Raw genomic sequence first — 22,936 nt, forward strand, 5'->3', positions numbered from 1 at the left:
TCGCCCGTCCGGATCGCCGGCGAAACCGTCGAAGCCGGTGGAGTCCGTCGAGCGGGTGCCACCCCCAGTAACCGGGCACCCGCCCGACGGAACCGCCGGCGATCCGCAGGTAAGCGGTGGGATCAAGCGCGTGCGGCCGGAGGGGCTCAGCCGTCCCCCGGCTCGCCGGCTTGACGCAGGCAACGCTATCGGCGGCCGCTTACAGTTGTCTGACAGTGCGGCGCGCGGGCGCTCAGCCCTGCGAGTCCCGCTGGTCCCGGTGCTCCTGGAACTGGGCCCGCAGCAACGCCCGGTGCGAGTCCTCCAGCTGGCCGGCGATCTCGTCCGCGGCCTTGAAGTGCGCTTCGGCCTCGGCGTGCTGCCCCAGCTCGAGTTCGATTTCGCCCAGGCTGTACGTGATCCGGGCGGTGTCCAGCCCGTTGCCCATCTCCCGGCACAGCGCGAGCGCGCGCAGGTAGCTGTCCTTGGCATCGCGGTGCTTCGCCGAACTGCGGTAGGCGTCGCCGAGCCCCTGGAGGCACCGCGCCTCCTGGTAGTGGTCCCCGTGCTCCCGGTGGATCACCAAGGCCCGGTCGTACATCCCGGTCGCCTCGTCGTGCTCGCCGAGCGCACTGAGCACGGTGGCGAGACTGCCCAGCGAAAACGCGTACAGCCAGTTGTTCCCGTTCGCTTCGCCCAGCGACACGGCCTGCTCGAAGTGGGTCCTGGCGAGTTCGTAGCGACCGGCCCGCCGGTATCCCTCACCGAGGTTCGCGGTGGACACGCCCACCACCCAGGCGTCTCCCAGTTCGTTGCCGAGGACGAGCGCGCGCTGGTGGTACTCGACGGCCCGGTCGAACTGGTAGGCCTCCAGATAAGCCGTGCCCAGGTTGCACAGGGCCGGTGCCTCCACCGCCAGGCCCATCGCCCGGGCCGAGGCAAGGGCCCGCTCATGGGTCGTGATCCAGTCGCCGGTGTAGCCGCGGACCTGGAAGAACCCCCACAGCGCGGCCGGCAGCTGGGACGCCAGGTCGTGCACCTCGTGCCGGACGCAGTAATCGGCGACGGCGATCAGCGTGACCCGCTCCGCCTCGAACCAGTCCAGGGCCTGCCGGTAGCTGCCGAAGGTCACCGGTTCGATCCCGGGCTCCTGCTGGACCGGCACCGCCCGCCGCGGCCGGGACGGCGGCAGGATGACCACGGTGGCGTTCCGCGCGGTGCAGAGGTACCAGCCGGCCAGGCGGGTGAGCGCCCGGTCCGGGCCGGTGTCCTCGGCCTCCAGCTCGGCCCGCTCCCGCGCGTAGTCGCGCAGCAGGTCGTGCAGCCGGTACCGGCGATCCGCGACCTCTTCCAGCAGGTGCATGCTGACCAGCGATTCCAGCAGGTCCAGGGCATCGGCCACGCTCACCCCGGCCAGCGCCGCCGCGGCCGGGACGCTGGTGTGCTCGCCGGGGAACAGGCCCAGCAGCCGGAACATCCGGCGGGAGGCCGGGCCCAGCATCGAGTAGGACCACGAGAAGACGGTGCGGACGGAACTCGTCGCGTCCTCCGGCAGCGTGAGCGTGGACAGGGCGCTCTGTCTGCTCCCTATCTCGTCGACCAGATCGGCGAGGGTGCCGTGCTGGCGCAGGGTCAGCCGTTCCGCGGCGACGCGCAGCGCGAGGGGGATCCGGCAGCACAGCCCGATCAGCGTGTCCAGCGCCTCGCCGGACACATCCGAGCGGCCCGGCCCGCTGATCCGGCGGATCAGTGCGGCCGCGTCGTCCGAGCCCAGCGAGCCGACGGTGAGCCGGACCGCGCCTTCGCGCGCCACGAGCCCGGACAGGCGCTTGCGGCTCGTCACGATGACCGCGCATGAGGAGGACCCGGGCAGCAACGGGCGAACCTGCTCGGCATCGGCCGCGTTGTCCAGCACGACGATCAGGCGACGGTCCGACAGCACCGTCCGGTACAGGGCCGCCCGTTCCTCCAGGCCGCGGGGGATCTCCGACGGGGTGATGTGCAGGGCGCGCAGCAGCTGGTCGAGCGCTTCGAAGGGGTCCGTCGGCGAACCGGTCGCGTCGAACCCGTGCAGGTTGACGTAGAGGTCACCGCCGTCGAAGCGGCCGCGCGCCCGGTGCGCCCAGCGGACCGCGAGGGCGGTCTTGCCGATGCCCGCCCCGCCGTCGACCACGAACACCATGGGCCCGCCGCCGTCCGCGGCGTCCCGGCCCGCGGTCAAGGCGTCGAGCCGCTGCAGCTCCTGCTCCCGGCCGACGAAGTTCACCACGTCGGCCGGCAGCTGGCGCGGCTCGGCGCGGGTGACCACGACCGCCCCGGGATCGGTGGTCGCCACGTCCAGCAGCGCCGGGTCGTTGTCGAGGATGCGCCGGTAGAGCCCGCACAGCTCCGGCCCGGGCTCGATGCCGAGCTGATCGATCAGCGTGCGGCGGGCTTCGCGGAAGGTGTCCAGCGCGTCGGACTGCCTGCCGGTCCGGTAGAGCGCCAGCATCAGGTGCTCCCACAGCCGTTCCCGGAACGGGTGCCGGGTGACCAGTCCCCGCAGCTCCTCGGCGACGGCGTCCGCCTGGCCGATCATCAGCCTGGCCCTGGCCAGGTCCTCGGTGGCGGACAGCCGCAGGTCGTCGAGCGGCCCCCGCAGGGATTCGACGAACCAGCCCGACATCCCGCTGGCCGCGGTGCTGCCCCGCCACAGGTCCAGCGCGCGTTCCAGCGTGACGACGGCCTCGGCGCCGCGGCCGCCGTCCAGCGCGGCCCGGCCTTCGGCGACCAGCCCGCGGAAGACCGACGCGTCGAGTTCCCCGTCGAGCACCCGGATCGAATAACCCATGGTGTCGGTGACGATCCGGTCGTAGCCCGCCGGATCGACGGAAACGGACAGCATCTGCCGCAGCCGGCTGATCGTGGTGTGCACGGCGGCGTTTTCCGCCGCCGGCGGGTGCTCGCCCCACGCGGCCTCGACCAGTTCCCCGATGGAAACCGGTGAGTTGGCGCGGGACAGCAGGGTGACCAGCAGTACCGATTGCCGGGACGGTCGTGGGGAGATTCCCCCGAGCGTGCCGCGCACCTGCAGAGAACCGAGTAGCCCGAACTCCAAGCCGAGCTCCTTCCCCGCTACTCGCGCATTCCGAGACCGACTTTACCGTCGTCGGCGGACCGGGTGCCGTAACCGTTTCGAAACTGCGTGAACCGGTGCCGATTGCCTGCTAGGCTCGCCCGCGGCAAGCGGCAGATTCAGGGGAGAAACCATGCATGAAGTAGACAGCTGGTTCGATCTGGACGTGAGAATCGACGAGCCGACGCGGCGGCCGAGCCTCGCCTTCGGTTCGATCACGACCGACATGACCATCGACCTGACACCGACGATTGCGACGGGGCACGCCGACGGGGTCGACCGCCCGCGCTGCTGAGGCGTGACAACAGTGGATCCGTCGGCGGCGGAGCACATGACGACCGCTGACGGACCGCTTCCCCGCGGGCCGGTCTCGTATCGGCCGGCGGGGTTTTTCCTGCTTCGCGCACCGACATTGCCCGCGGAGACCGCCCGCCGGCTGTTCTCGGACCCGGGCTCCGGCGATGAGGCGCGATTGTGGGACCAGGTCGGCGATCCGCTGGTCCGGGCCGCGCTCACCGTGGCCTCCGCCGACCTCGTGGACGCGCTCGACCGGAACGCACAGGGCCAGGTCGCCGCGACCCGCCGGCGCCGGCTTCGGTCCGGGCTGCTGCGCTACCTGATCCGGATGTCCACCCGGGCTACGCCGTTCGGCCTCTTCGCGGCCGTCTCCTGGGGCGAGTTCGGTGATCACTGCACCGCCGTGATCGACGGCGGGCTCAAGCGGCACACCCGCGCGGATCTCGGCTGGCTGCTGGACGTCATCGAGGCCGTCGAATCGGACGCGGCCGTCCTGCCCTTTCTGCGCCTGACCGCGAACCCGCTCGCCTACCTGGTGGGGGAGCGGCTCGTGCTGCGGCCCGCGGACGTCTACGGGAAGGACGATCTGCGCGGCGTTTCCCTTCGTGCCACCGAAGTCGTACGCCATTTGCTCGACGAGGCGGTCACGCCGGTCCCGTATGGGGAACTGGTCGAACGGGTCGTCGCCGAATTTCCCGGTGTGCCGGGGGACCGCGTCGAGGCCTTGGTCGGACGGCTGCACGAGCTGCGGTTCCTCATCACGGACCTGCGCCCGCCGCTGAACCAGCCCCGCCCGGAACGGCACGTCATCGACGTGCTCGCCCACGTGCCCCCGGCCCGCGCGGCGTACGAGGCGCTGCTGCGGGTGAGCACGCTGATGGCCCGGTGCGATGAGGACCTGTTGTCCCCGTCCGCGCCGATGCGGGAACTGCTTTCGGCGCAACGGGAACTGCTCCCGGACGGGTCCGGCCGCACCTGCCAGGTCGACGCGGCGCTGAGCATCCCCGGCTGCACCGTGCCCGCGGAAGTGGGCGTCGAGGTCGCCGAGGCGGTGACCTGGCTCGGCCGGGTAATGGGGCCGGCACCGCGGTTCCCGCACCTGACGGACTACCGGGCGGCCTTCACCGAGCGGTACGGCCGGGAAGGGCTGGTCCCGCTGACGGATCTGCTCAGCCCCGAGCACGGCCTCGGCAGCCCGTCGGGTTACCTCAATCCCGGTGGGGCACAGATGTTCGCGGTCCCGAACCGGGCCGCGCCCGATCTCGAGCGGCCGTACGCGCTGCCGCTGCTCGCCGAGGCCCTGCGCACCGGGCAGCTGGAGGTCGACCTCGCGGACCCGCGGCTCGCCGAGCTGATTCCCGAGAAGCCCGACGACGGGCGAGACCGCCGTCCGCCGGCCCCTGGGCTGGACGTCACGGTGCAGATCGCGGCCGCCTCCGCGGACGCGATCCCCCGTGGCGAGTGGAACGCGGTGCTCCCGCCGGGATCCTTCGCCCCCGCCGGGCGCACCGTGGGCCGGTTCGTCCACCTGCTGCCCCGCTCGGCCGAAGGCCAGGTGCGCGACCATCTCCTGGCCCAGGACACCGCCGCCGATCCCGATGTGGTGCACGCGGAGCTGAGCTATCTCCCGGTGCAGGGCCGGGCGGCGAACGTCACGGTGCACCCGATCATGCGCAGCCACGAGATCCCGGTGAACGTCACGCCCTCGGTCGCCGCGGATCGGGTCATCCCGTTGCGGGACATCGTGATCGGCCTCGACGGCGACCGGTTCGCGGCGTACTCCGAGCGGCTGGGCCGGCGGATCCGGATCCATCAGGGGCACATGCTCAACCCGCAGAGCGCCCCGGACGTGTGCCGGTTCCTCCTGGAAAGCGCGCAGGACGGGGACGCGGCCCCGGCCCGCTTCGACTGGGGGACCGCGGAGACGGCGCCGTTCCTGCCGCGCGTCCGGCGCGGCCGGATCGTGCTTCGGCTGGCGCAGTGGAACATCCGCGTGCCCGGCACGTTCGGGCGGGCGGCGCTCGACAGCGACGAGGCGCTGGCCGAAGCCGTGCGCGCGTGGCGTTCCACCTGGCAGGTCCCGCGGTGGGTGTACCTGGCCGACCAGGACCGCCGGCTGCTGCTCGACCTCGACCACCCACTGTCCACAACGGAATTGCGGGCCGAGCTGGGCCGTACGGCGGAGCGTGGCCGCACCTGGTTGCCGTTGCAGGAGATGTACCCGGGTTTCGACGATCTGTGGGTTTCCGGGGCCGACGGCCGAAGGCACGTCAGCGAGGTGGTGATCCCGCTGACCGCCCGGTCGGCGCCCCGGCCGCCGGCGCCCGAGGTTCCCCGGGCCGCGCTGAGCGTGGGCCGGCGCCCGCGGCGGCACCTGCCGGGCGGGACCTGGCTGTCCATGAAGCTGTACACGACCGAGACGGCGATGGAGGGGATCGTCAGCCGGATGTGGTCCAAACCAGCGGTCTGTCCGGACGAGGAGTGGTTCTACCTGCGGTACGCCGACCCCGCGCCGCACCTGCGCATCCGGGTGCGCACCGGGCTGGGTGACATGGGCGCGCTGTTCGCCGGCTGGACGGAGTGGGCTCGCGGGCTCGTCGGCGAAGGGCTGGCCGCGGACCTCGTGCTCAACACCTACTCGCCGGAGCTGATCCGGTACGGCGGCCCGGACACCATGGCGGCGGTCGAGCGGGTGTTCTGCGCGAGCAGCGCGGCCACCGCGCGATTCCTCGCCGAGCCCGGGCCGGACGACCTGCCCCGGCTGGTCGTGGCGGCCTACGCGGTCGAGTGCGTGTACCGGGACTGGGGCTTCGACCTCGACCAGCGCCTGGCCCGAGCGTCGAGCCTGCCCCGGCCGAGCGAGGAGAACGACCCGGCCCGGCCCGACCGCCGCCTGCTCGCCGACCTCCTCGCCCCCGAGGTGCCGCCCGGCTCACCGATCGCGAAGATGCGGGCGGACCTGGCCGCGGTCTTCGGCACCCAAGCCGCTCCGCTCGCGGAAGCCGGCGCCCTGGCCAGGGCCGCCGCCGGCGAGGGCACCTTGACCACGGCGGAGCACACCGTCGTGGACGGCATCGCGCACCTGCAGGTCAATCGCCTGCTGGGCACCGACCATGACCTCGAACTCGCCTGCCACCGCCTGTGGAGCCACGCGCTCCGGACGATCCGGAGCCGGTGGCCCGGCTGAGACTGACCTTCCCCTTCAACTGGCCGGACTGCCGAACCACCGGACGGCGGCCCGCTCGAACGCTTCACGATCGGGCTGGAAACCGGACGGAAAGCCGGCCGCCGCCGAAGCCGGCCCGGCGCGGCTAAGCGCGGACGGCCGGAACTATTTAGCTGAGTAATCGCGCGGCGATCGACGAAAGCCGGCGCCGGCGTATTCCGAAAGAATCCCCGTACTTTCGCCAACGGGCCGCTGGACGTCCGGCGCGGCAGCTGCCGGAGGGGGCGCGTCCGTCCGGTCGCACCCTCAGGCCGTACGGATGAGTAGCCCGCGCGGACGGACGCGACCCGCTCGGCCATGCGGGTGAACCATGCCGCGGCCGTCTTGCTCGTTTTGGCGTACCGGCGCTACTGACCCGGCTCTTTTCGCACGGTGTGTGACAGGGCGTTCCGGCAAAAGGCGGAAACCCCGCCCGGCTGTCACGCGGATGTATCAGCCGGCCCGTTCCGGCCTCTCTTATCCGAGGGGAAAATCCCTCCGGCTGTCTGAGAGCGGACAGTATGATCCGTTCGTCTGCTCCCCGGGAGGCTGGGACATGGAGACGGTAGCGGCCGGGCGGGTGAACCCGCCTCAGGAAAGCCGGCTCCGCGCGGCGACCGACGTGCCCCGCGGGCCCGGCGCGGTCACACCCCTGGTCGGCCGCGACGCCGAATTCGCCGTGCTGGCCGACGCGATCAACGCCGCGGCGGCGGGGCGCGGCGGCGGCGTGCTGGTGTGCGGACAGCCGGGGATCGGCAAGTCGCGGCTGGCCGCGGAGGCCGTCGGGCTGGCGCGGGCCAAGGGGTTCACCGTCGTCGAAGGGCGGGCCGACCCGTTGCTGTCGGGGCTGGCGTACGCGCCGATCGTGCAGGCCTTCCGCGATCACCTGAGCGCGCCGGCCGGGCTGGGCGCCGAGTCGCCGGAGCTCGGCGTGCTGTTCCCCGGCCTCCGGCCCGAGCCGCCGTCCACCGGGGATCCGGCCTTGCAGCGCACCCGGATGTACGAGTCCGTGCTCGCGGTGACCCGGCGGCTCGCCGCCCGGAACCCGGTCCTGCTGTTCCTCGACGACGTGCACTGCGCCGATCGGGGGACGGTCGAGCTGCTGTACTACATCGGCCGGAACTCGGGGGACCTGCCGGTGGTCGTGCTCGCCTGCTTCCGCTCGGGCGTGGCCAACGAGGCGATCACCGCGATGGCGGCGGCGACCCGCCGCGATCCCTCCGGCCGGCTGCTGGAGCTCGCCCCGCTGACCGACCGGGCGGTGAGTGAACTGGTCGGGCACCTGCTGGGTGCGCCGCCCTCACTCGCCCTGCTGCGGGCGGTGACCTCCCGGGCGTCCGGGATCGCGCTGTTCGCGGTCGCGCTGACCCGGCACCTGGCCACCGGCCGGATGTCCGGCCCGCTGCCCGAGGTGATCCGGGACGTGGTGCTGGAGCAGGTCGACCTGCTCGGCGACACCGAGCGCCGGCTGCTCGAAGTGGTCGCGGTGGCCGGGGTGCACGGCCGGGCGCCGGTACTGGGCACGGTCGCCGGGCTGGATTCCCCGGTGCTGCATGCCGCGCTGCGCCGCCTGGTCGGCACGAGGCTGGTCGTCGAGCACCGGTCCGGGGCCGAGCCGCACTACCAAATCGCGCACCCGCTGTACGCCGAGGCGGTCTACGGCGAACTCGGTGTCGCCGAACGGCGCGCGCTGCACGCCGCCGTCGGGGTCGCATTGGATGCCACCGGCGAGGGGAGCACGGTGGCGTCCGCGCCGCACTACGCCGCGGGTGGCGACAGTGTTCCTGCGGCCCGCGCGGTCGAAGTGTTCAGCGACGCCGGGCGGCGGGCGCTGACCGTGGGCGATCTCGACGAGGCCGGCGACTACCTCACGGCCGCCCTGCGCCGGGCCCGCGGCGCGCGGCCCGAGGCGGTGCCCGCGCTGCTCGTCGACCTCGCCCGGGTGGAGCAGGGGCGAGGCCGGCTCGGCGAGGCCGCCGCGTTGCTGGACGCCGCGGTCACCCTCGGCGAGCGCCGGGGGCAGGACGCCGAGCGACTGCGGGCCTGGCGGCACCTGCAGGCGCTGCTGGAGGCCGAGCGCGGGAACGTGCAGACGGCGGTCGGGCTCGCCAGGGCCAGCGGGCGGCGGCCGGACACGGACCCGCCGATGCGGCTGATGATCCACTGGATCATCGCGCTGCGCGACGTCGACATCCCGGAATTGGCGTTGGTGTCCAAGGAACTCGCCGAACTTCCGTCCACACACGACACTCCGGTGGGCCGGGCGGTGGCCGGCCTCGGCGCCGGGGTGCTCGCCGCGCTTTCCGGCGATCTCGCGACCGCGTCCGCCGAGCTGGCCGGCGCGCTGGAACTGGCGTCGCGCTGCGGCGGCGACGCGCCGCACGTCGCCTTCCCGATCCGGATGATGCTGAACGGGCTGGCCGCCGTCCGCGGCGACCTCGCCACCGCGATCCGGGTGGCGGACGTCGACAGCACGGCGCCGGTCCGGCTGTGGCTCCCGGCCGCCACGTGCTACCTGGAAACGATGCTCGCGACCACCCGCTACCTCGCCGGTGACGTGGTTCTGGCACTGTCCCATTTGGACCACGCGGTCGCCGAGGCCCGCCGGGTCGGCGGCGACCGGCTGGAGAGCCGGACCCTGGCCATGCGGTCGTTCCTGCGGGCCGAGCGGGGCGACCTCGACGGGGCGGACGCGGACCTGACCGGCGCCCGCCGGCACTACGACCCGGAGCAGGTCGATCTGAAGGACGCGGTCGAGCTGGCCGCGACGGCGCTGGCGCTCCGGCGCGGGGTGCCGGCCGAGGCCCCGCCGCTCACCGGCACGCTGCCGTTCGGGGACGTCCAGCTCAACTGCCTCCGCACGGCCTTCGCCGGGTATGCCGCGGTCCACGCGGGTGACCTGGCCGAAGCCGACCGCGTCACCGGCCTGCTCCGCGCGGCCGGGCGTAACGCTCCGGTGCCGGACGCGCTGGCGGACCTGCAGCAGGGGCTCACCGCGAGCGCGCGGGGCGCCCGGGCCGAGGCCGCGGAGCTGGTGCGGGGCGCGGTGACCGCGTTGCGCGCCATGGGGATGAAGCTGCTGGCCGCACACGCGGAGCTCGCACTGGCCGGGCTGGTGCCCCGGTCCGAATCCGCGGAGCCGGCCTCCTCGGCGAGGGCGGTGTTCGACGCGGTGGGCAGCAGCCCGTTCCCGGCGCGGGGAACGCGGCCCGCCCCACGGGCCGGGGTGCTGACCCGGCGGGAATCCGAGATCACCGCGTTGCTCGGGCAGGGACTGTCGAACGCGGAGATCGCCGGCCGGCTGTTCCTCAGCGAGCGGACCGTGGAAACCCACCTGCGCAACGTTTATCGCAAGCTCGGCCTCAAGTCGCGGGTCAGCCTGGCCCAGTGGGCGCGGTGACCCGGCGCCGGCGGTGACGCGGCGGTGACGGCCCCCGGCCACACTGCTGGGCGGCGGGCCGGCGACCGGGAGGGCTCTCGATGGAACACGTGCGTGCGGCCCGGGAGCCGGCGCGGCCGGTCCGGGACGAGGTGCCGGGCGGCGGACGGCCACTCGAGCCGGAGGTCCGGCAGTTCATGGAGGGACGGTTCGGGCAGGACTTCAGCCGGGTGCGGGTGCATACGGACCGGCCCGCGGCCGAGTCGGCGGCCGCGCTGGGCGCGAAGGCCTACACGGTGGGCGAGGGCGTGGTGTTCGGCGCGGGCGAGTACCGCCCGGGGACCGGCGACGGCCGCCGTTCGCTCGCCCACGAACTCGCCCACGTCGTGCAGCAGCGCCGCGGCGGTCCGCCGGCACCGGGCTTCGCCGCCGGGCACGGGCTCGACCGGGCGGCCGACACGGCGGCGGACGCGGTTGTCGGAACCGGCGCCGGACCGGTGCCGGTTTCCGGGGCCAGCGCCCGCGGCGTCGCCCGGCAGGCCGATCCGGGCGCGAACACCCGGGCGGTGCTCGGGCAGCTCCCGCCGTGGGCCACCGCCGTCGCGCGGCGGGTGGTCCAGGGGCCGGTGCCGGTACTGCGGCTGATCGGCTGGGAGGTGACCGGCGTCGCGATCGGGTTCCGGCTGTCCGGCACCGTCGGCGCGGGGCCCGGCGTCGGCGGCGGGCAGGACACGATGTTCTTCGTCAACGTCGAGTCCGGCGAGCTGACCGGAGACGTCTTCGGCTACGGCGAGCTGGGCGTCGGGGCGGTCGCCGGGGCCGCCGGCGGGGTGGTCGTCGCGTTCCGGCTCGGTCCGATGGGCAAGGCGGGCAACGTTTCCGGCGCGTACGCGGGCGGCAGCGTGGGCGGCTCGGTGCAGCTGCTCGCGGGGGCGGGCTTCTCGGTCAGCACCGGTCTCCTGTCCGGGGAAGAGGGCTGGGTGGCGGCCGCGTTCAGCTTCGGCGCGGAGGCCGGGATGAAGTTCTCCGGCACCTACGGGGTCAGTGCCTCCGACACCGTCACGCCGGCGGTCCTGGACTGGGCCGGCGGGTTCACCGCGAAGCTCGCGGCCGGTGCCCGCGCCGCCGGCGAGATCGGCCACGGCGTCGGTGACGCGGCGGGGCGGGCTTTGGGCGGCGTCGTCACCATCCTCGATCCGGACAGCTGGAACCTCGCCGGGTACACCCCGGTCGAGCAGCGGGCCTGGCGGGAACTCGGCGGCTCCCTGAAACGGGTTGTCCTCGCCACCGGCCTGGAGCGGTTCCTCGCGGACGAGGCGCGGGGCGTTTCGGTGTCCGAGCGGATCGCGGGCATCGGCGACGTCGGCGTGCTGTTCCGGGTCACCGAGGCAGTCAACGCCCGGTACCGCCGGATGACCGGCGCGGCACTGGCGCCCGGCGAGCAGATCTGGCCCGCCGACGCGTTCACCGTCCGCACCTACCTCCAGTTCCTCTCCTTCGCGCGGGACCAGCGCCTGCTGTCGGTCGCCCCGCGCCCCCGCGGGCCGGCGAAAGTTACGTGGTAGCACGGATGGCGCCGCGCGGGGTGCGACCGAGATCATCCGATACGCGTTATCGGAGGGGTTGAGGGGTTGAGGGGGAGACGTGGGTGCACAGGGGCTCGTGGCGAGACCGACGCCGCGACAACAGGGGATAGCAGAACAGAGCACCGGGCCGGATGACGCCCTCGTGCTGCGGATGCTGCCCGCGTTCGCGGTCCGTGAAGCGGAAAACGATCTTCCGTTGTCCAGGGCCGCGCAACGGCTGGTGGTGTTCCTCGCGTTGCGCGATCGCCCGGTGCGGCGGGCCGAGGCCGCGCATGTGCTGTGGGGGGAAGTCTCGGGGGAACAGAGCGCCGGGAGCCTGCGGACGACGCTGTGGCGCGTCGGGCAGGTCCACCGCGGTCTGGTCGGGGTGACGCCGGAGTGGCTTTCGCTGGCCGGCCCGGTCGCGGTCGACGTGCGGGCGGCGTTCGACCTGGCGCGGTCGCTGACGACGACGGGCGAGCTGCCGGCGGACTGCGCGCCGGTCACCGCGCTGCTGTCCACCGACCTGCTGCCGGATTGGTGCGACGACTGGCTGTTCGTCTTCCGGGAGCGCTGGCGCCAGCTGCGGCTCCACACGCTCGAACGCCTCGCCGAACGCCTTGCCGCGAAAGGACGTTTCGTGGAGGCGGTGGACGCCGCACTGACCGCGGTGGAGGGCGAGCCTCTTCGCGAGAGCGCGCACCGCAGCCTGATCCGGGTCCACCTGCTCGAGGGCAACCACGGTGAAGCGGTGCGGGTCTACCGGGCGCTGGTCGAGCTTCTGCGGACTGAACTCGGCGTCGCGCCCAGCCCGGGCGCGCGGGCACTGCTGGGCCAGATCCAGCGGGCCCGGTAACCGTTGCGGGAACAGTGACGCCGCGGTGACGGCGGACCGCTGTACTGCTCGACATGTCGGGTGATGCCACGGAGCAGGTCGCTCTGCACCTCATGCGGGCGTGGCGCACGCCCGACGGTCTGCTGTGGATCCGGGTCATGAGCACGACGGACGTGAACGCCGAAGAGGTGACCGCGGCGCTCGTGACCTCCAGAGAACAGGTCCTGGCCTCGGCGGAAGCCTGGCTGCGGGCGATCTCCGGCGGCGGTGCGCCCGATGTGACGCCGCGGTGACGCGACCACGGAAAGCTGACGATCACGGCCGGAAAGCCGCGGAGGGAGACGGCCATGCCTATCACGCCCACTTACCCGGGTGTCTACATCGACGAGCTGCCGAGTGCGGTTCGCACCATTGTCGGGGTGCCCACCTCGACGGCGGCGTTCCTCGGCACCGCGCCGCGCGGGGCAGTCGACAAGCCGGTGCACATCACCAGCTGGGAGGACTACGAGCAGGAGTTCGGCGGGCTCGACGCCGGCACCGACCTGGCGTACGCGGTCTACCAGTTCTATGCCAACGGCGGCAGTGAGGCCGAGATCGTCCGGGTGGTGCGGAAGGACGGCACCCCGCTGCCGGCCGTGGTCGACGCGGCGGCCGTCGCGGGTGCGGCGCCGGATGCCGCCCCGGCGCCGGAGACTGCCGCCGTGCTCGCCGTCGCGGCGTCGATCACGCTGGCCGGCGGCGTGAAGCTGTTCGCGGCCAGTCCCGGAATCTGGGCCAACGACAACACCCTGCGGGCCCGGGTGGACTACGACACCGCACTGGACCCGGACAACAAGCTCTACAACCTCACCATCCGGGACGCGAAGACCGGCGTCACCGAGCAGTACCTGAATGTCAGCAAGGACCGCGCGGCTTCGCGGGCGCTGAAGAACGTGCTCGCGTCCTCGAGCCTGATCGGCTCGGCGGAGGGTGACGACCAGCGGCCCGCCGCGCACGCCGACGTCACCGACGGCTCCGACCCGTTCCCGGACGACCAAAAGGGCCAGAACCTGTACACGGCCGCGAGCGGCGGGCTCGACGGCTCGGCGCCGAGCCACAAGGACTACCTCGGCGACCAGGAAGCCAAGACCGGGCTGTACGCGCTGCTGAACGCGGACATCTTCAACATGCTCTGCCTGCCGGGCGAGCCGGGCCTGATCAGCGGCGCGAACATCCTGACCGAGGCGATGGCGTTCTGCGTCGAACGCCGGGCGATGCTGATCGTCGATCCCGACCCGGACTGGAAGACGGTCGCCCACGTCACCGCCGCGGTGCGGCACACGGGCCCGGTCTTCGTCCTGAACGACGACAACGCCAAGAACGCCGCGCTCTACTTCCCGCAGATCGTGCTGCCGGACGTGAACCAGGAGAACGCGCCGCGCAAGTTCCCGCCGTGCGGGGTGCTCGCCGGGATCTGGGCCCGCACCGACGTGCAGCGCGGGGTGTGGAAGGCCCCGGCCGGCACCGAGGCCACGCTCAGCGGCGTCACCGACCTCACGGTTCCGTTGACCGACAAGCAGAACGGCGTGCTCAACCCGCTCGGGGTCAACTGCCTGCGCGGCCTTCCCGTGGTGGGCAACGTGGTCTGGGGCGCGCGGACCCAGCGCGGCGCGGACGTGCTGGCGAACCAGTGGAAGTACCTGCCGGTGCGGCGCCTGGCCCTGTACCTCGAAGAGAGCCTCTACCGCGGCACGCAGTGGGTGGTGTTCGAACCGAACGACGAGCCGCTGTGGTCCTCGATCCGGCTGAACGTCGGCGCGTTCATGAACACCCTGTTCCGGCAGGGCGCGTTCCAGGGCCGCACACCGAAAGAGGCCTACGTCGTCAAGTGCGACGCCACGAACAACCCGCAGAACGACATCGACCGGGGGATCGTGAACATCCTCGTCGGGTTCGCCCCGTTGAAGCCCGCGGAGTTCGTGCTCATCCACATCCAGCAGCTCGCCGGCGCGATTCAGGTCTAGGAGACAGCCAGCCATGTCCGACAGCAAGACGAAACGGCGTGATCCGTACAAGAACTTCCGGTTCCGGGTGAAGTTCAGCGGTGAGGAGTACATGCTCGGGGTCAGCAAGGTCACCGGGTTCAAGCGGTCCACCGAGGTGATCAAGCACCGCTCCGGCGGCGACCCGGCGACGAGCTTCAAGCTGCCCGGCCGCACCGAGTACGACCCGATCACGCTCGAACGCGGCGTGACCGTGGACAAGGCGTTCGAGCAGTGGGCGAACCGGGTGTGGAGCTTCACGAACTCCGGCGGCGGCCTGGAGACCTCGCTGAAGGACTTCCGCCGCGACCTCATCGTCGACGTGTTCAACGAGGGTGGCCAGAAAGTACTGTCCTACCAGGTCTACAACTGCTGGGTCTCGGAGTGGCAGCCGGTGTCCGATCTGGACTCGAACGCCAACGCCGTGGCCGTGCAGCACATCAAGGTGGAGAACGAGGGCTGGGTGGCCGAAGACCTGCCCGAGCCCGAGGACGTCTCCTTCGAAGACCCGGCGTGACGCGGTGGCCGCGCTCACCGAAGCCGCGCTGCTGGGCACCTGGGAGGCGGCGCTGGGGCTCGGCGCGGTGCGGCGGGCGCTGACGCTGGCGGTCGCGGGCGGGGCGGAGCCGGCCACGGTGGCCGACCTCGCCGTCGGCCACCGGGACGGTTTCCTGCTGGCCCTGCGGGAAAACTGGTTCGGGCCGGGGTGGTCCGGCCTGGTGACCTGCCCGGCCTGCGCCGAGGAACTCGAGCTGGAACTGTCCGATGAGGACGTCCGGGCGGTCCCGCCGGCCGGGGCCTCCGCGATGGTGGCCGCCGGCGGGTACGAGGTGGAGTTCCGGCCGGTCACCAGCCGGGACCTGCTGGCGATCCGGCGTGAGGCCCCGGACGCGCGGCGGCGGCTGCTGGAACGGTGTGTGGTCGCCGCCCGGTCCGAGGGCCGGGAGGTGCCCGCGCCGGAGCTGCCGGACGCCGTGCTGGCCGCCCTCCCGGACGCACTGTCCACTGAGGATCCGCAGGCGGACGTCCGGCTGGGCCTGGACTGCGCGGCCTGCGGCCACCACTGGGCGGCACCGTTCGACATCGGCGCCTACCTGTGGACGGAGCTGGACGTCTACGCCCGGCGGCTGCTGCACGAGGTGCACGCGCTCGCGCTCGGCTACGGCTGGTCGGAGAGCGAAGTGCTCGCCGTGAGCCCGGTCCGGCGGCGGTACTACCTGGAACTCGCGGGGAGCGTGGGGTGAACGATTTCGTGGACCGGCTGCTCGGCCGGCCTGGCGCGGCGCCGATCCGGCCGGTCGTGCCGATGCTGTTCGAGCCCGCCGCGCCGCTGCGGACTCCGCCGGCGCTGCCGATGGGCACGTTCAGCGAGTCCGGGCCGCCGGGCGAGCCGGTGGCGCCGCCGGACGGGCCCTCGCCGGTCCCGATCGTGGTGCCGGCGGCCGAGCCGGCGACGTTCGTCCGCGAAAGCCGGGAGACGCACGAGACCAGGGTCGAACCGGCGGCACCACAACGGCCGCCGGGCCGCCTGGTCCGGGAAACGGTCCGCGAGGTGCCGCAAGAGCGTGACGACCCGGTCGCGCTGCCGGTGACGATCGGCACGGCCGCGCCGGTCGTCGCGGTACCGGTGGCCATGGCCCCGGCGGCCGTGGCACCCCGGGCGGCGGAACTCCCGGCAGCGGCACCGATGGCAGTGACACCGGCGGCAGTGGCTTCCACGACGGCGTCCGAACCGGTGCGGGCGCATCCGGTCACGCGGGCCCGGCCGGGACCGGCGCCGGCCGGCCCACCCCGGCCGCCGATGGCGCGGCGAGCGGCGGAGCCGGCCGGACCGGACGTGCACATCAGCATCGGCCGGGTCGAGATCAAGGCCGTGCCGGGGCCGGCTCCGGCGCCGCGCCCCGAGCGGCACCGGCGGCCGGTGCTCGGCCTGGACGAATACCTGAAGGAAAGAGCGGGAGGTGACCGGGGATGAGCGACGCGAACGCCGTCGAGGCGGTCACCGAAGCGCTCGTGCAGCTGGTGCTGGAGGGCACGCGCGAGGTCGAAAGCGGGGCCCAGGTCGAGGCGAAACCACCGCACGCGAGCTCGGGCGCGGGCGGTGACCCGCGGCTGACCCTGTTCCTCTACGAGATCGACACCGACTCGGCGCTGCGCAACGAGGACCCGCCCGGGCTGCGGCCCGGCGAGCACGGCGACCCGTCGCTGCCGCTCGTCCTGCACTACCTGCTGACCGCGTTCGTCCCGGGCGGGCACGACGTGACCGCGCACCGGATGCTGGGCGGCGCGATGCGGATCCTGCACGAGCACCCGGTGCTCAGCCGCGACCGGCTGCGGCAGGTGCCCTCGCACAGCGACGTCTCCGAGCAGCCGGAGCTGATCCGGATCACCTGGCAGCCGCTGGGCGAGAAGGACATCTACTCGCTCTGGTCGGCGTTCCAGACCGGGTACCGGCTGTCCGTGGCGTTCGAGGTCGGCCCGGTGCTGATCGACAGCAGGCGGCCGCCGCGAACCCCGGTGCCGGTGCTCAAGCGGGGCCCGGGGGACCTCGGCCCCAGCGCCGCGGCGAGCGCGGAGTCGCCGTTCCCGGAGCTGGCCGCGGCGGTGCCCGTCGTGGTCGGCGCCGACGGCCGCGAGCACGAGCAGTCCGCGGCGCCGGCCGGCGGCCGGGTGGTCGTCCGGGGCGCGAACCTGGGCGGCACCACGGAAATCGTGCTCACGCATCCGCTGCTGCCCGATCCGGTCAGCATCGGTCCCGGGCCGGTCAGCGGCACCGAGGTGCGCTTCGACCTGTCCGGACCGGCGCGGGCCTACCTGGCCGGCCTGTGGTCGGTGGCGCTGGTGAGCACCGTGACCGTGGCGGGGGAGCAGGTCACGACGACGACCAACGAGGTCCCGCTGGCCATCGCGCCGTCCATCACGAGCCCGATGCCGGCGACCGTGCGGCGCACCGGCACCACCGCGGTCGTCCACCTCCGCTGCAGCCCGCCGGTGCGGGCCGGGCAGCCGGTGCTCCTGCTGATCGGGTCCCGCTCGGTCCTGGAGCGGCGGGCGGTGGCGGCGCTGCCGGAGGATCCGGTGCGGGGCACGGACCTGACCTTCGACGTGCCGGACGCGCCGCTGGGCACCCACCTCGCCCGGCTCCGCGTCGGCGGGGTGGACAGCCTGCTGATCGACCGCACCGGCGTGAAGCCGGAGTTCGACGCCACGCAGACGATCACGGTGACCGGATCATGACCACGGACGCCCGCGACGGGTGGGAGGCGGGCAACGGAGAGTTCCTGGCCGCCTCGCTGGCCTGGCTGCGCCTGGTGCTGTGCCGGCACATCGAGGCGCATGAATCCACTGTGGACGGTCTCGGGGAGAGGGTGGCTTCGGCCGCGCGGGAGGTGGAGCACGCGGAGGCGATGACTCCGCCACCCGCGCTGGTGGTGCTGGCCGGGCGGCTGGGGCTGTCCCGGTTCGAGCGGGACACCCTGCTGCTGTGCGCGGCGATCGAGCTGGACCCGTCGATCGCGGCGCTGTGCGCGCGGGCTCACGGTGACGAGCGGCTGGCGTACCCGACGTTCGCCCTGGCGCTCGCCGCGCTGCCCGGCCCGGCGTGGGAAGCCGTTTCGCCGCAAGGGGGACTGCGGTTCTGGCGGCTCATCGAGGATCTGCCCGGCCCCGGTCACGGCGTGGTGTCCGCCCCGCTGCGCGCGGACGAGCGCGTGGTCGACTACCTGAAGGGCCTCGGCCATCTTGATCACCGGCTGGCTCCGCTGGTGACGCGGATCTTCGCCGCGGCGGGGGCCGCGCTGCCGCCGTCCCAGCGGGAAGCCGCCGATCAGGTCGCCCGGCACTGGCAGGCGGCGGACGGCGCCGGCCCGGTGGTGCAGCTGGCCGGCTCCGGCGACGCGGCGAAGCAGCTCGTCACCGCGCACGCGGCCGAGTCCTGTGGGCTGCTCGGGTACCGGCTCCCCGCGTCGCTGCTGCCGGCGCGGCCCGCCGAGCTCGACCAGGTGGCCCGGCTGTGGCAGCGGGAGGCCCTGCTGCTGCCGCTGGCGCTGTACCTCGAAGTCGGGGACGCGGACGAAAACGGTGCGTCCGCGCCGCCGGTCTCCCGGTTCCTCGACCGGGTCACCGGCCCGGTCGTGGTCGCCACCCGGGAGATCCGGGCCGACCTGTCGCGCCCGTCGCTGGTGCTGGACGCCGGCCCGCCGACCCTGGCCGAACGGGCGGCGGCCTGGCACGCCGTCCTCGGGTCCGAGGCCGACGTCGACGCGCTCGCCGCGCAGTTCGCGCTGGAGGTCCCGGCGATCGTGGAAGTGGCCGTGGAGGCCGGCGGCGACCCGGCCGAGGCGTGGCGGGTGTGCCGCGCGCGGACCCGGCCCCGGCTGGAGTCGCTCGCCGAGCGGCTGGAGCCGAAGGTCGGCTGGGACGACCTCGTGCTGCCGGAACGGGCCCGGCGCCAGCTGGGCGAGATCGCCGGCCAGGTGCGGCAGCGGAGCACGGTGTTCCACGCCTGGGGCTTCGGCGAGCGGATCACCCGTGGCCTCGGCCTGAGCGCGCTGTTCGCCGGGCCGAGCGGCACCGGGAAGACGATGGCGGCCGAGGTGCTGGCGAAGCAGCTCGCGCTGGACCTCTACCGGGTCGACCTGTCCGCGGTGGTGAGCAAGTACATCGGCGAGACCGAGAAGAACCTCCGGCGGCTGTTCGACGCCGCCGAGGGCGCGATCCTGCTCTTCGACGAGGCCGACGCGGTGTTCGGCAAGCGCAGCGAGGTGCGTGACGCGCACGACCGGTACGCCAACATCGAGATCAACTACCTCCTGCAGCGCATGGAGTCCCACCCGGGGCTGGCGATACTGACCACGAACATGCGGACCGCGCTGGACACCGCGTTCCTGCGCCGGCTGCGGTTCGTCGTGGAGTTCACCTTCCCCGGCCCGGCGGAGCGGGAGTCCATGTGGCGCCGGGCGTTCCCGGCGAAGGCCCCGCACACCGGGCTGGACTTCGACCGGCTGGCGCAGCTCCCGGTGAGCGGCGGCATGACCCGCAACATCGCGCTCAACGCGGCGTTCCTGGCCGCGGCGGCCGGCTCGCCGATCACCATGGGGACCGTGCTGGACGCCGCCCGCAGCGAGTTCCGGAAGCTCGAACTGCCGGTCAAGGAACGGGATTTCACCTGGGCGGAGGCGACCGCGTGACGACCGTCGAGGTGCGCATCGACCGGGTGGTGCTGGACGGCCTCGACCTGCCGCCGGGACAGGCCCGCGTGCTCGGGGCGGCCCTGGAAGCGGAACTGGCCAGGCTGTTCACGGCTTCCCGGCCGGACGCCTGGCCGGAGTCCGCGCGGGTGCGGCGGGCCGCCCTGCGGTTGCCCGAGGACGGCACGGCCGTCGCGCTCGGACAGGACATCGCCCGCGCGATCCACAATGGACTGGGCCGTGGGTCGAGGGGAGAGGTCGACCGTGGCTATTGAGTGCGCGCCGAAGACGACAGTGGACTGGACCGTGGGTCGAGGGGAGAGGTCGACCGTGGCTATTGAGTGCGCGCCGAAGACAACCAAGCCCGGAAACAATCGCGAAGAGGAGGTACCGCGGTGAGCACCTTCCCGCAGAGCCTCAACCCCGTCCGCGGCGGTTTCGTGCTGGTCAACCCGGACAACGGGAAGCCGAAGAAGACGATCCCGTTCCAGTACAACCCGGACACGCTGACCCGCACGCTGCAGGTGCAGGGCATCGGCAGCGAGCCGGGGGACCGGCTGGAAGCGTTGCGGCTCAAGGGGCCGCCGCACGAGTCGTACAAGTTCGACGCGGAATTCGACGCCGCCGAGGAGCCCGGCAAGTATCCCGACGGCCTGTTTCCGCTCCTGTATGCGTTGGAGGCGAGCATTTCGCCGACGTACGACCAGCTGTGGAGCGAAAACGACGACGCGGGCAACGGGCGGCTCGAGATCGCGCCGGCCGAATCGCCGCTGACCGTGCTGGTCCTCGGGCCGCGGCGGGTCGTGCCGGTGCGGATCACCGATTTCAGCGTCACCGAAGAAGCGTTCGACGCTTCGCTCAACCCGATCCGCGCCAAGGTCTCGGTCGGGGTGCGGGTGCTCACCGTGGACGACCTCGGGTACCAGCACAAGGGCGGCCGGCTCTACCTGGCCCACCTGCAGCAGAAGGAGCGGTTCGCCGCCGCTGTCGACCATCCGGTGACCGACGTCGGCGTGCCGGGCATCTAAGGAGCCAACGGGATGTTTTCCACCACCAGCCGCTACTACGGCCTGCCCACCGAGGTCCACGAGCTGCCGGACGGGCGCGAGGTCCGTTATGTGAGCCGCCGCCTGCTGCCGCAGCCCGAAGACCTGGCGCAGATCGGCGAGCACGTCGTGGCGCCTGGGCAGCGGCTGGACCAGATCGCGGGCCAGGTGTTCGGCGACGCGGAGCAGTCCTGGCGGATCGCCGACGCGAACCGCGCGATGGACCCGGACGAGCTGACCGCGGAGCCGGGCCGCCGGCTGCGCGTCACCCTGCCGCCCGGTGTCCCTTCGGGAGGGACGAACCGTGGCTAAGAGTTTCCAGCTGCTGCTGATGATCGGCCGGGTGGTGGCCGCGCCGGTGCCGCAGACACTGGTGGACGCGCTGCAGTCGGTGCAGGTCACCTCCGCGGCCGGCGGGCCCAGCGGCTTCCAGCTGACCTTCGCGGTGAGCAAGAACTCCGTGATCACGCAGACGCTGCTGCCGTTCGGGCTGCTCGACCCGCCGGCCCGGGTGGTCGTCGTCGCGATCATCGGCGGCTCGCCCGAGGTGCTGATGGACGGGGTGATCACCCGGCACGAGCTGAGCCCGGGCGACGCGCCGGGCTCCGGCACACTGACGGTGACCGGCGAAGACCTGACCGCGCTGATGGACCTGCGCCACGAGCAGCGGACCTACCCGGCCCAGGGGCTCCAGATCCAGGTGCTGAGGGTTCTGGCGGCGTACGCGATGTACGGCATCATCCCGGCGCCGGTCCTGCCGAAGTTCGTCGAGCCGTACCTGCCGCAGGACAAGTACCGGGCGCAGTCGAGCACCGATCTGGCCTACCTCAGGGCACTCGCGCGGGACGCCGGCTACGTGTTCTACCTCGAACCGGGGCCGCTGCCCGGGATGAGCGTCGCCTACTGGGGCCCGGAGGTGCGGGCCGGGCTGCCGCAGCCGGCGCTCACCGTGGACTCCGGCCCGGCGACGAACGTGGAATCGCTGTCGTTCGGCTTCGACGGGATGGCCCGGACCCAGTTCACCATCCGGGAGGAGGAGCCGACCACGAAGATCGGCATCTCCATCGGGGTGCCGAACGTCTCGATGCTGCACCCGCCGCTGGCGTCGCGGCCCGCGATGGCGCTGAAGGAGGAGCCGCTGCCGAACCTGGCCGGCCTCACCGCGATGGAGGTGCTCCTGAAAGGGCTGAGCCGGACCGCGGCGGCCGCGGACGCGGTCACCGGGCAGGGCAAGCTCGACGTGCTGCGGTACGGCCACGTGCTCAAGGCCCGCGGCCTGGTCGGCGTGCGCGGAGCGGGGCTCAACTACGACGGCAAGTACTACGTGACGCGCGTGACGCACGAGATCAAGCGCGGTGAGTACACCCAGAGCTTCAGCCTGACCCGGGACGCCTTCGTCCCCTTCCCGCCCCAGAAGGTGGACCTATGACCCGCGAGGACGGCCGGTTCGACGGCACCTATCAGGGCGTGGTCGTGTCCAATGTGGACCCGCTCGGCCTCGGCCGGCTGCTGGTCCGGATCGGGGACGTGCTCGGCGACGAGCCGGTCTGGGCCAGCGGCAGCACCGCGGCGCCGAGCATGAACGTGGTGCCGCTGATCAACTCGGGTGTGTGGGTCGAGTTCCAGGACGGCGACCTCGGCCGGGCGGTGTGGACCGGCTTCCGCCGGGACGTGCGCCAGGAAGGGTCGCCGGCCGCGAACACCATCCTGCCCGGCGTGCCGCAGATCGTGCTCGGCACGCCGCAGCCGGCGGTGGGCGCGCTGCCGCAGAACTACCTGCTGATCACCGAGCAGCCCGGGCCGACCGGCGGGATCCAGCTGCAGATCCAGGGGCCGGCCGGCCCGTACATCAAGATGAACGAGACCGGGATCGAGCTGTCCTGCGGCCCCGGGCTGGCCTCGATCCGGCTGACCGGCACCTCGGTCGTCATCAACAACGGCACGTTCATCATTCCGAAGTAGAGGGGGGATCCGATGCCGGGCTTCGTGCTGCACAGTGGGATGACGATGACCTGCCCGCACCAGGGCGCGGTGACGCCGGTGCCGGCCGGCCCGCCGCCGGCGCTGGTGGCGGGGATGCCGGTGCTGACCACGAAGGACCAGCTGACCATCGTCGGCTGCACCGCCGTCCCGCCGTGTGTCAGCGTGCAGTGGAACAACAACTCCACCGAGCTGGGGTACGGCACGCCGGTGCTGGTGCAGTCGAAGCCGGGCGGGCAGGGCGACGGGACGTGCGTCGGCTCGCAGAGTCCCGGCCCGCCGGTCGTGATCGCGATGCAGCCCTACGTTTTCGGGAGGTGAACGC

Annotated in this window: 19 protein-coding genes; 18 read left to right on the top strand and 1 reads right to left on the bottom strand. The window is 72.9% G+C overall.

Features of this window, described 5'->3' with window-relative positions:
- Positions 1-232: 232 nt before the first annotated feature.
- Positions 233-3,076 carry an AfsR/SARP family transcriptional regulator gene (locus tag OG943_RS08140; protein WP_328609079.1) on the bottom strand — a complete coding sequence of 948 codons (2,844 nt, stop codon included), beginning with the start codon at positions 3,074-3,076 and terminating at the stop codon, positions 233-235.
- Positions 3,077-3,227: 151 nt separating this feature from the next.
- On the opposite strand from OG943_RS08140, the gene OG943_RS08145 reads away from it, so the two are divergent.
- From OG943_RS08145 to OG943_RS08230, 18 genes are all read left to right on the top strand, one after another.
- Positions 3,228-3,389 carry a hypothetical protein gene (locus OG943_RS08145; RefSeq protein WP_328609080.1) on the top strand — a complete coding sequence of 54 codons (162 nt, stop codon included), beginning with the start codon at positions 3,228-3,230 and terminating at the stop codon, positions 3,387-3,389.
- A gap of 117 nt (positions 3,390-3,506) precedes the next feature.
- The gene (locus tag OG943_RS08150; protein ID WP_328609081.1) at positions 3,507-6,578 is read left to right on the top strand and encodes a lantibiotic dehydratase; all 3,072 of its coding nucleotides are present in this window, start codon (positions 3,507-3,509) and stop codon (positions 6,576-6,578) included.
- Between the two features lie 574 nt (positions 6,579-7,152).
- Positions 7,153-9,996, top strand: a complete 2,844-nt coding sequence (locus OG943_RS08155; RefSeq protein ID WP_328609082.1) for a helix-turn-helix transcriptional regulator — start codon at positions 7,153-7,155, stop codon at positions 9,994-9,996.
- Between the two features lie 80 nt (positions 9,997-10,076).
- Positions 10,077-11,540: an eCIS core domain-containing protein gene (locus OG943_RS08160; RefSeq protein ID WP_328609083.1), complete on the top strand. Its 1,464-nt coding sequence runs from the start codon at positions 10,077-10,079 to the stop codon at positions 11,538-11,540.
- Positions 11,541-11,637: 97 nt separating this feature from the next.
- Positions 11,638-12,396 carry an AfsR/SARP family transcriptional regulator gene (locus OG943_RS08165; protein WP_328609084.1) on the top strand — a complete coding sequence of 253 codons (759 nt, stop codon included), beginning with the start codon at positions 11,638-11,640 and terminating at the stop codon, positions 12,394-12,396.
- A gap of 53 nt (positions 12,397-12,449) precedes the next feature.
- Positions 12,450-12,668 (top strand): hypothetical protein, encoded by a 219-nt coding sequence (locus tag OG943_RS08170; protein WP_328609085.1) that lies wholly within the window; start codon positions 12,450-12,452, stop codon positions 12,666-12,668.
- A gap of 54 nt (positions 12,669-12,722) precedes the next feature.
- Positions 12,723-14,378, top strand: coding sequence for a phage tail sheath family protein (locus tag OG943_RS08175; RefSeq protein WP_328609086.1), 1,656 nt, complete (start codon positions 12,723-12,725; stop codon positions 14,376-14,378).
- A gap of 13 nt (positions 14,379-14,391) precedes the next feature.
- Positions 14,392-14,913 carry a phage tail protein gene (locus OG943_RS08180; RefSeq protein WP_328609087.1) on the top strand — a complete coding sequence of 174 codons (522 nt, stop codon included), beginning with the start codon at positions 14,392-14,394 and terminating at the stop codon, positions 14,911-14,913.
- A gap of 4 nt (positions 14,914-14,917) precedes the next feature.
- Complete coding sequence (locus tag OG943_RS08185) at positions 14,918-15,640, top strand: hypothetical protein (protein ID WP_328609088.1); 723 nt, start codon at positions 14,918-14,920, stop codon at positions 15,638-15,640.
- Positions 15,637-16,371, top strand: coding sequence for a hypothetical protein (locus OG943_RS08190; protein ID WP_328609089.1), 735 nt, complete (start codon positions 15,637-15,639; stop codon positions 16,369-16,371). Before OG943_RS08185 ends, OG943_RS08190 begins: the two co-directional genes overlap by 4 nt.
- The gene (locus OG943_RS08195; protein WP_328609090.1) at positions 16,368-17,633 is read left to right on the top strand and encodes a DUF4255 domain-containing protein; all 1,266 of its coding nucleotides are present in this window, start codon (positions 16,368-16,370) and stop codon (positions 17,631-17,633) included. The genes OG943_RS08190 and OG943_RS08195 overlap by 4 nt, the downstream gene beginning before the upstream one ends.
- Positions 17,630-19,585, top strand: coding sequence for an AAA family ATPase (locus OG943_RS08200; protein ID WP_328609091.1), 1,956 nt, complete (start codon positions 17,630-17,632; stop codon positions 19,583-19,585). The genes OG943_RS08195 and OG943_RS08200 overlap by 4 nt, the downstream gene beginning before the upstream one ends.
- Positions 19,582-19,860 carry a hypothetical protein gene (locus OG943_RS08205; RefSeq protein WP_328609092.1) on the top strand — a complete coding sequence of 93 codons (279 nt, stop codon included), beginning with the start codon at positions 19,582-19,584 and terminating at the stop codon, positions 19,858-19,860. Before OG943_RS08200 ends, OG943_RS08205 begins: the two co-directional genes overlap by 4 nt.
- A 120-nt stretch (positions 19,861-19,980) precedes the next feature.
- Positions 19,981-20,613: a hypothetical protein gene (locus OG943_RS08210; protein ID WP_328609093.1), complete on the top strand. Its 633-nt coding sequence runs from the start codon at positions 19,981-19,983 to the stop codon at positions 20,611-20,613.
- 12 nt (positions 20,614-20,625) lie between these two features.
- Positions 20,626-20,943 (top strand): LysM domain-containing protein, encoded by a 318-nt coding sequence (locus tag OG943_RS08215; protein WP_328609094.1) that lies wholly within the window; start codon positions 20,626-20,628, stop codon positions 20,941-20,943.
- A complete protein-coding gene (locus OG943_RS08220) occupies positions 20,936-22,060 on the top strand; it encodes a hypothetical protein (RefSeq protein ID WP_328609095.1) in 1,125 nt (374 codons plus the stop codon). The genes OG943_RS08215 and OG943_RS08220 overlap by 8 nt, the downstream gene beginning before the upstream one ends.
- Positions 22,057-22,593 (top strand): phage baseplate assembly protein V, encoded by a 537-nt coding sequence (locus OG943_RS08225; RefSeq protein ID WP_328609096.1) that lies wholly within the window; start codon positions 22,057-22,059, stop codon positions 22,591-22,593. The genes OG943_RS08220 and OG943_RS08225 overlap by 4 nt, the downstream gene beginning before the upstream one ends.
- Before the next feature lie 12 nt (positions 22,594-22,605).
- On the top strand, positions 22,606-22,932 hold the full coding sequence (locus OG943_RS08230) for a hypothetical protein (RefSeq protein ID WP_328609097.1): 327 nt from the start codon (positions 22,606-22,608) through the stop codon (positions 22,930-22,932).
- The last annotated feature ends 4 nt before the right edge of the window (positions 22,933-22,936 follow it).

This window comes from Amycolatopsis sp. NBC_00345 (assembly GCF_036116635.1).
Lineage (GTDB): Bacteria > Actinomycetota > Actinomycetes > Mycobacteriales > Pseudonocardiaceae > Amycolatopsis.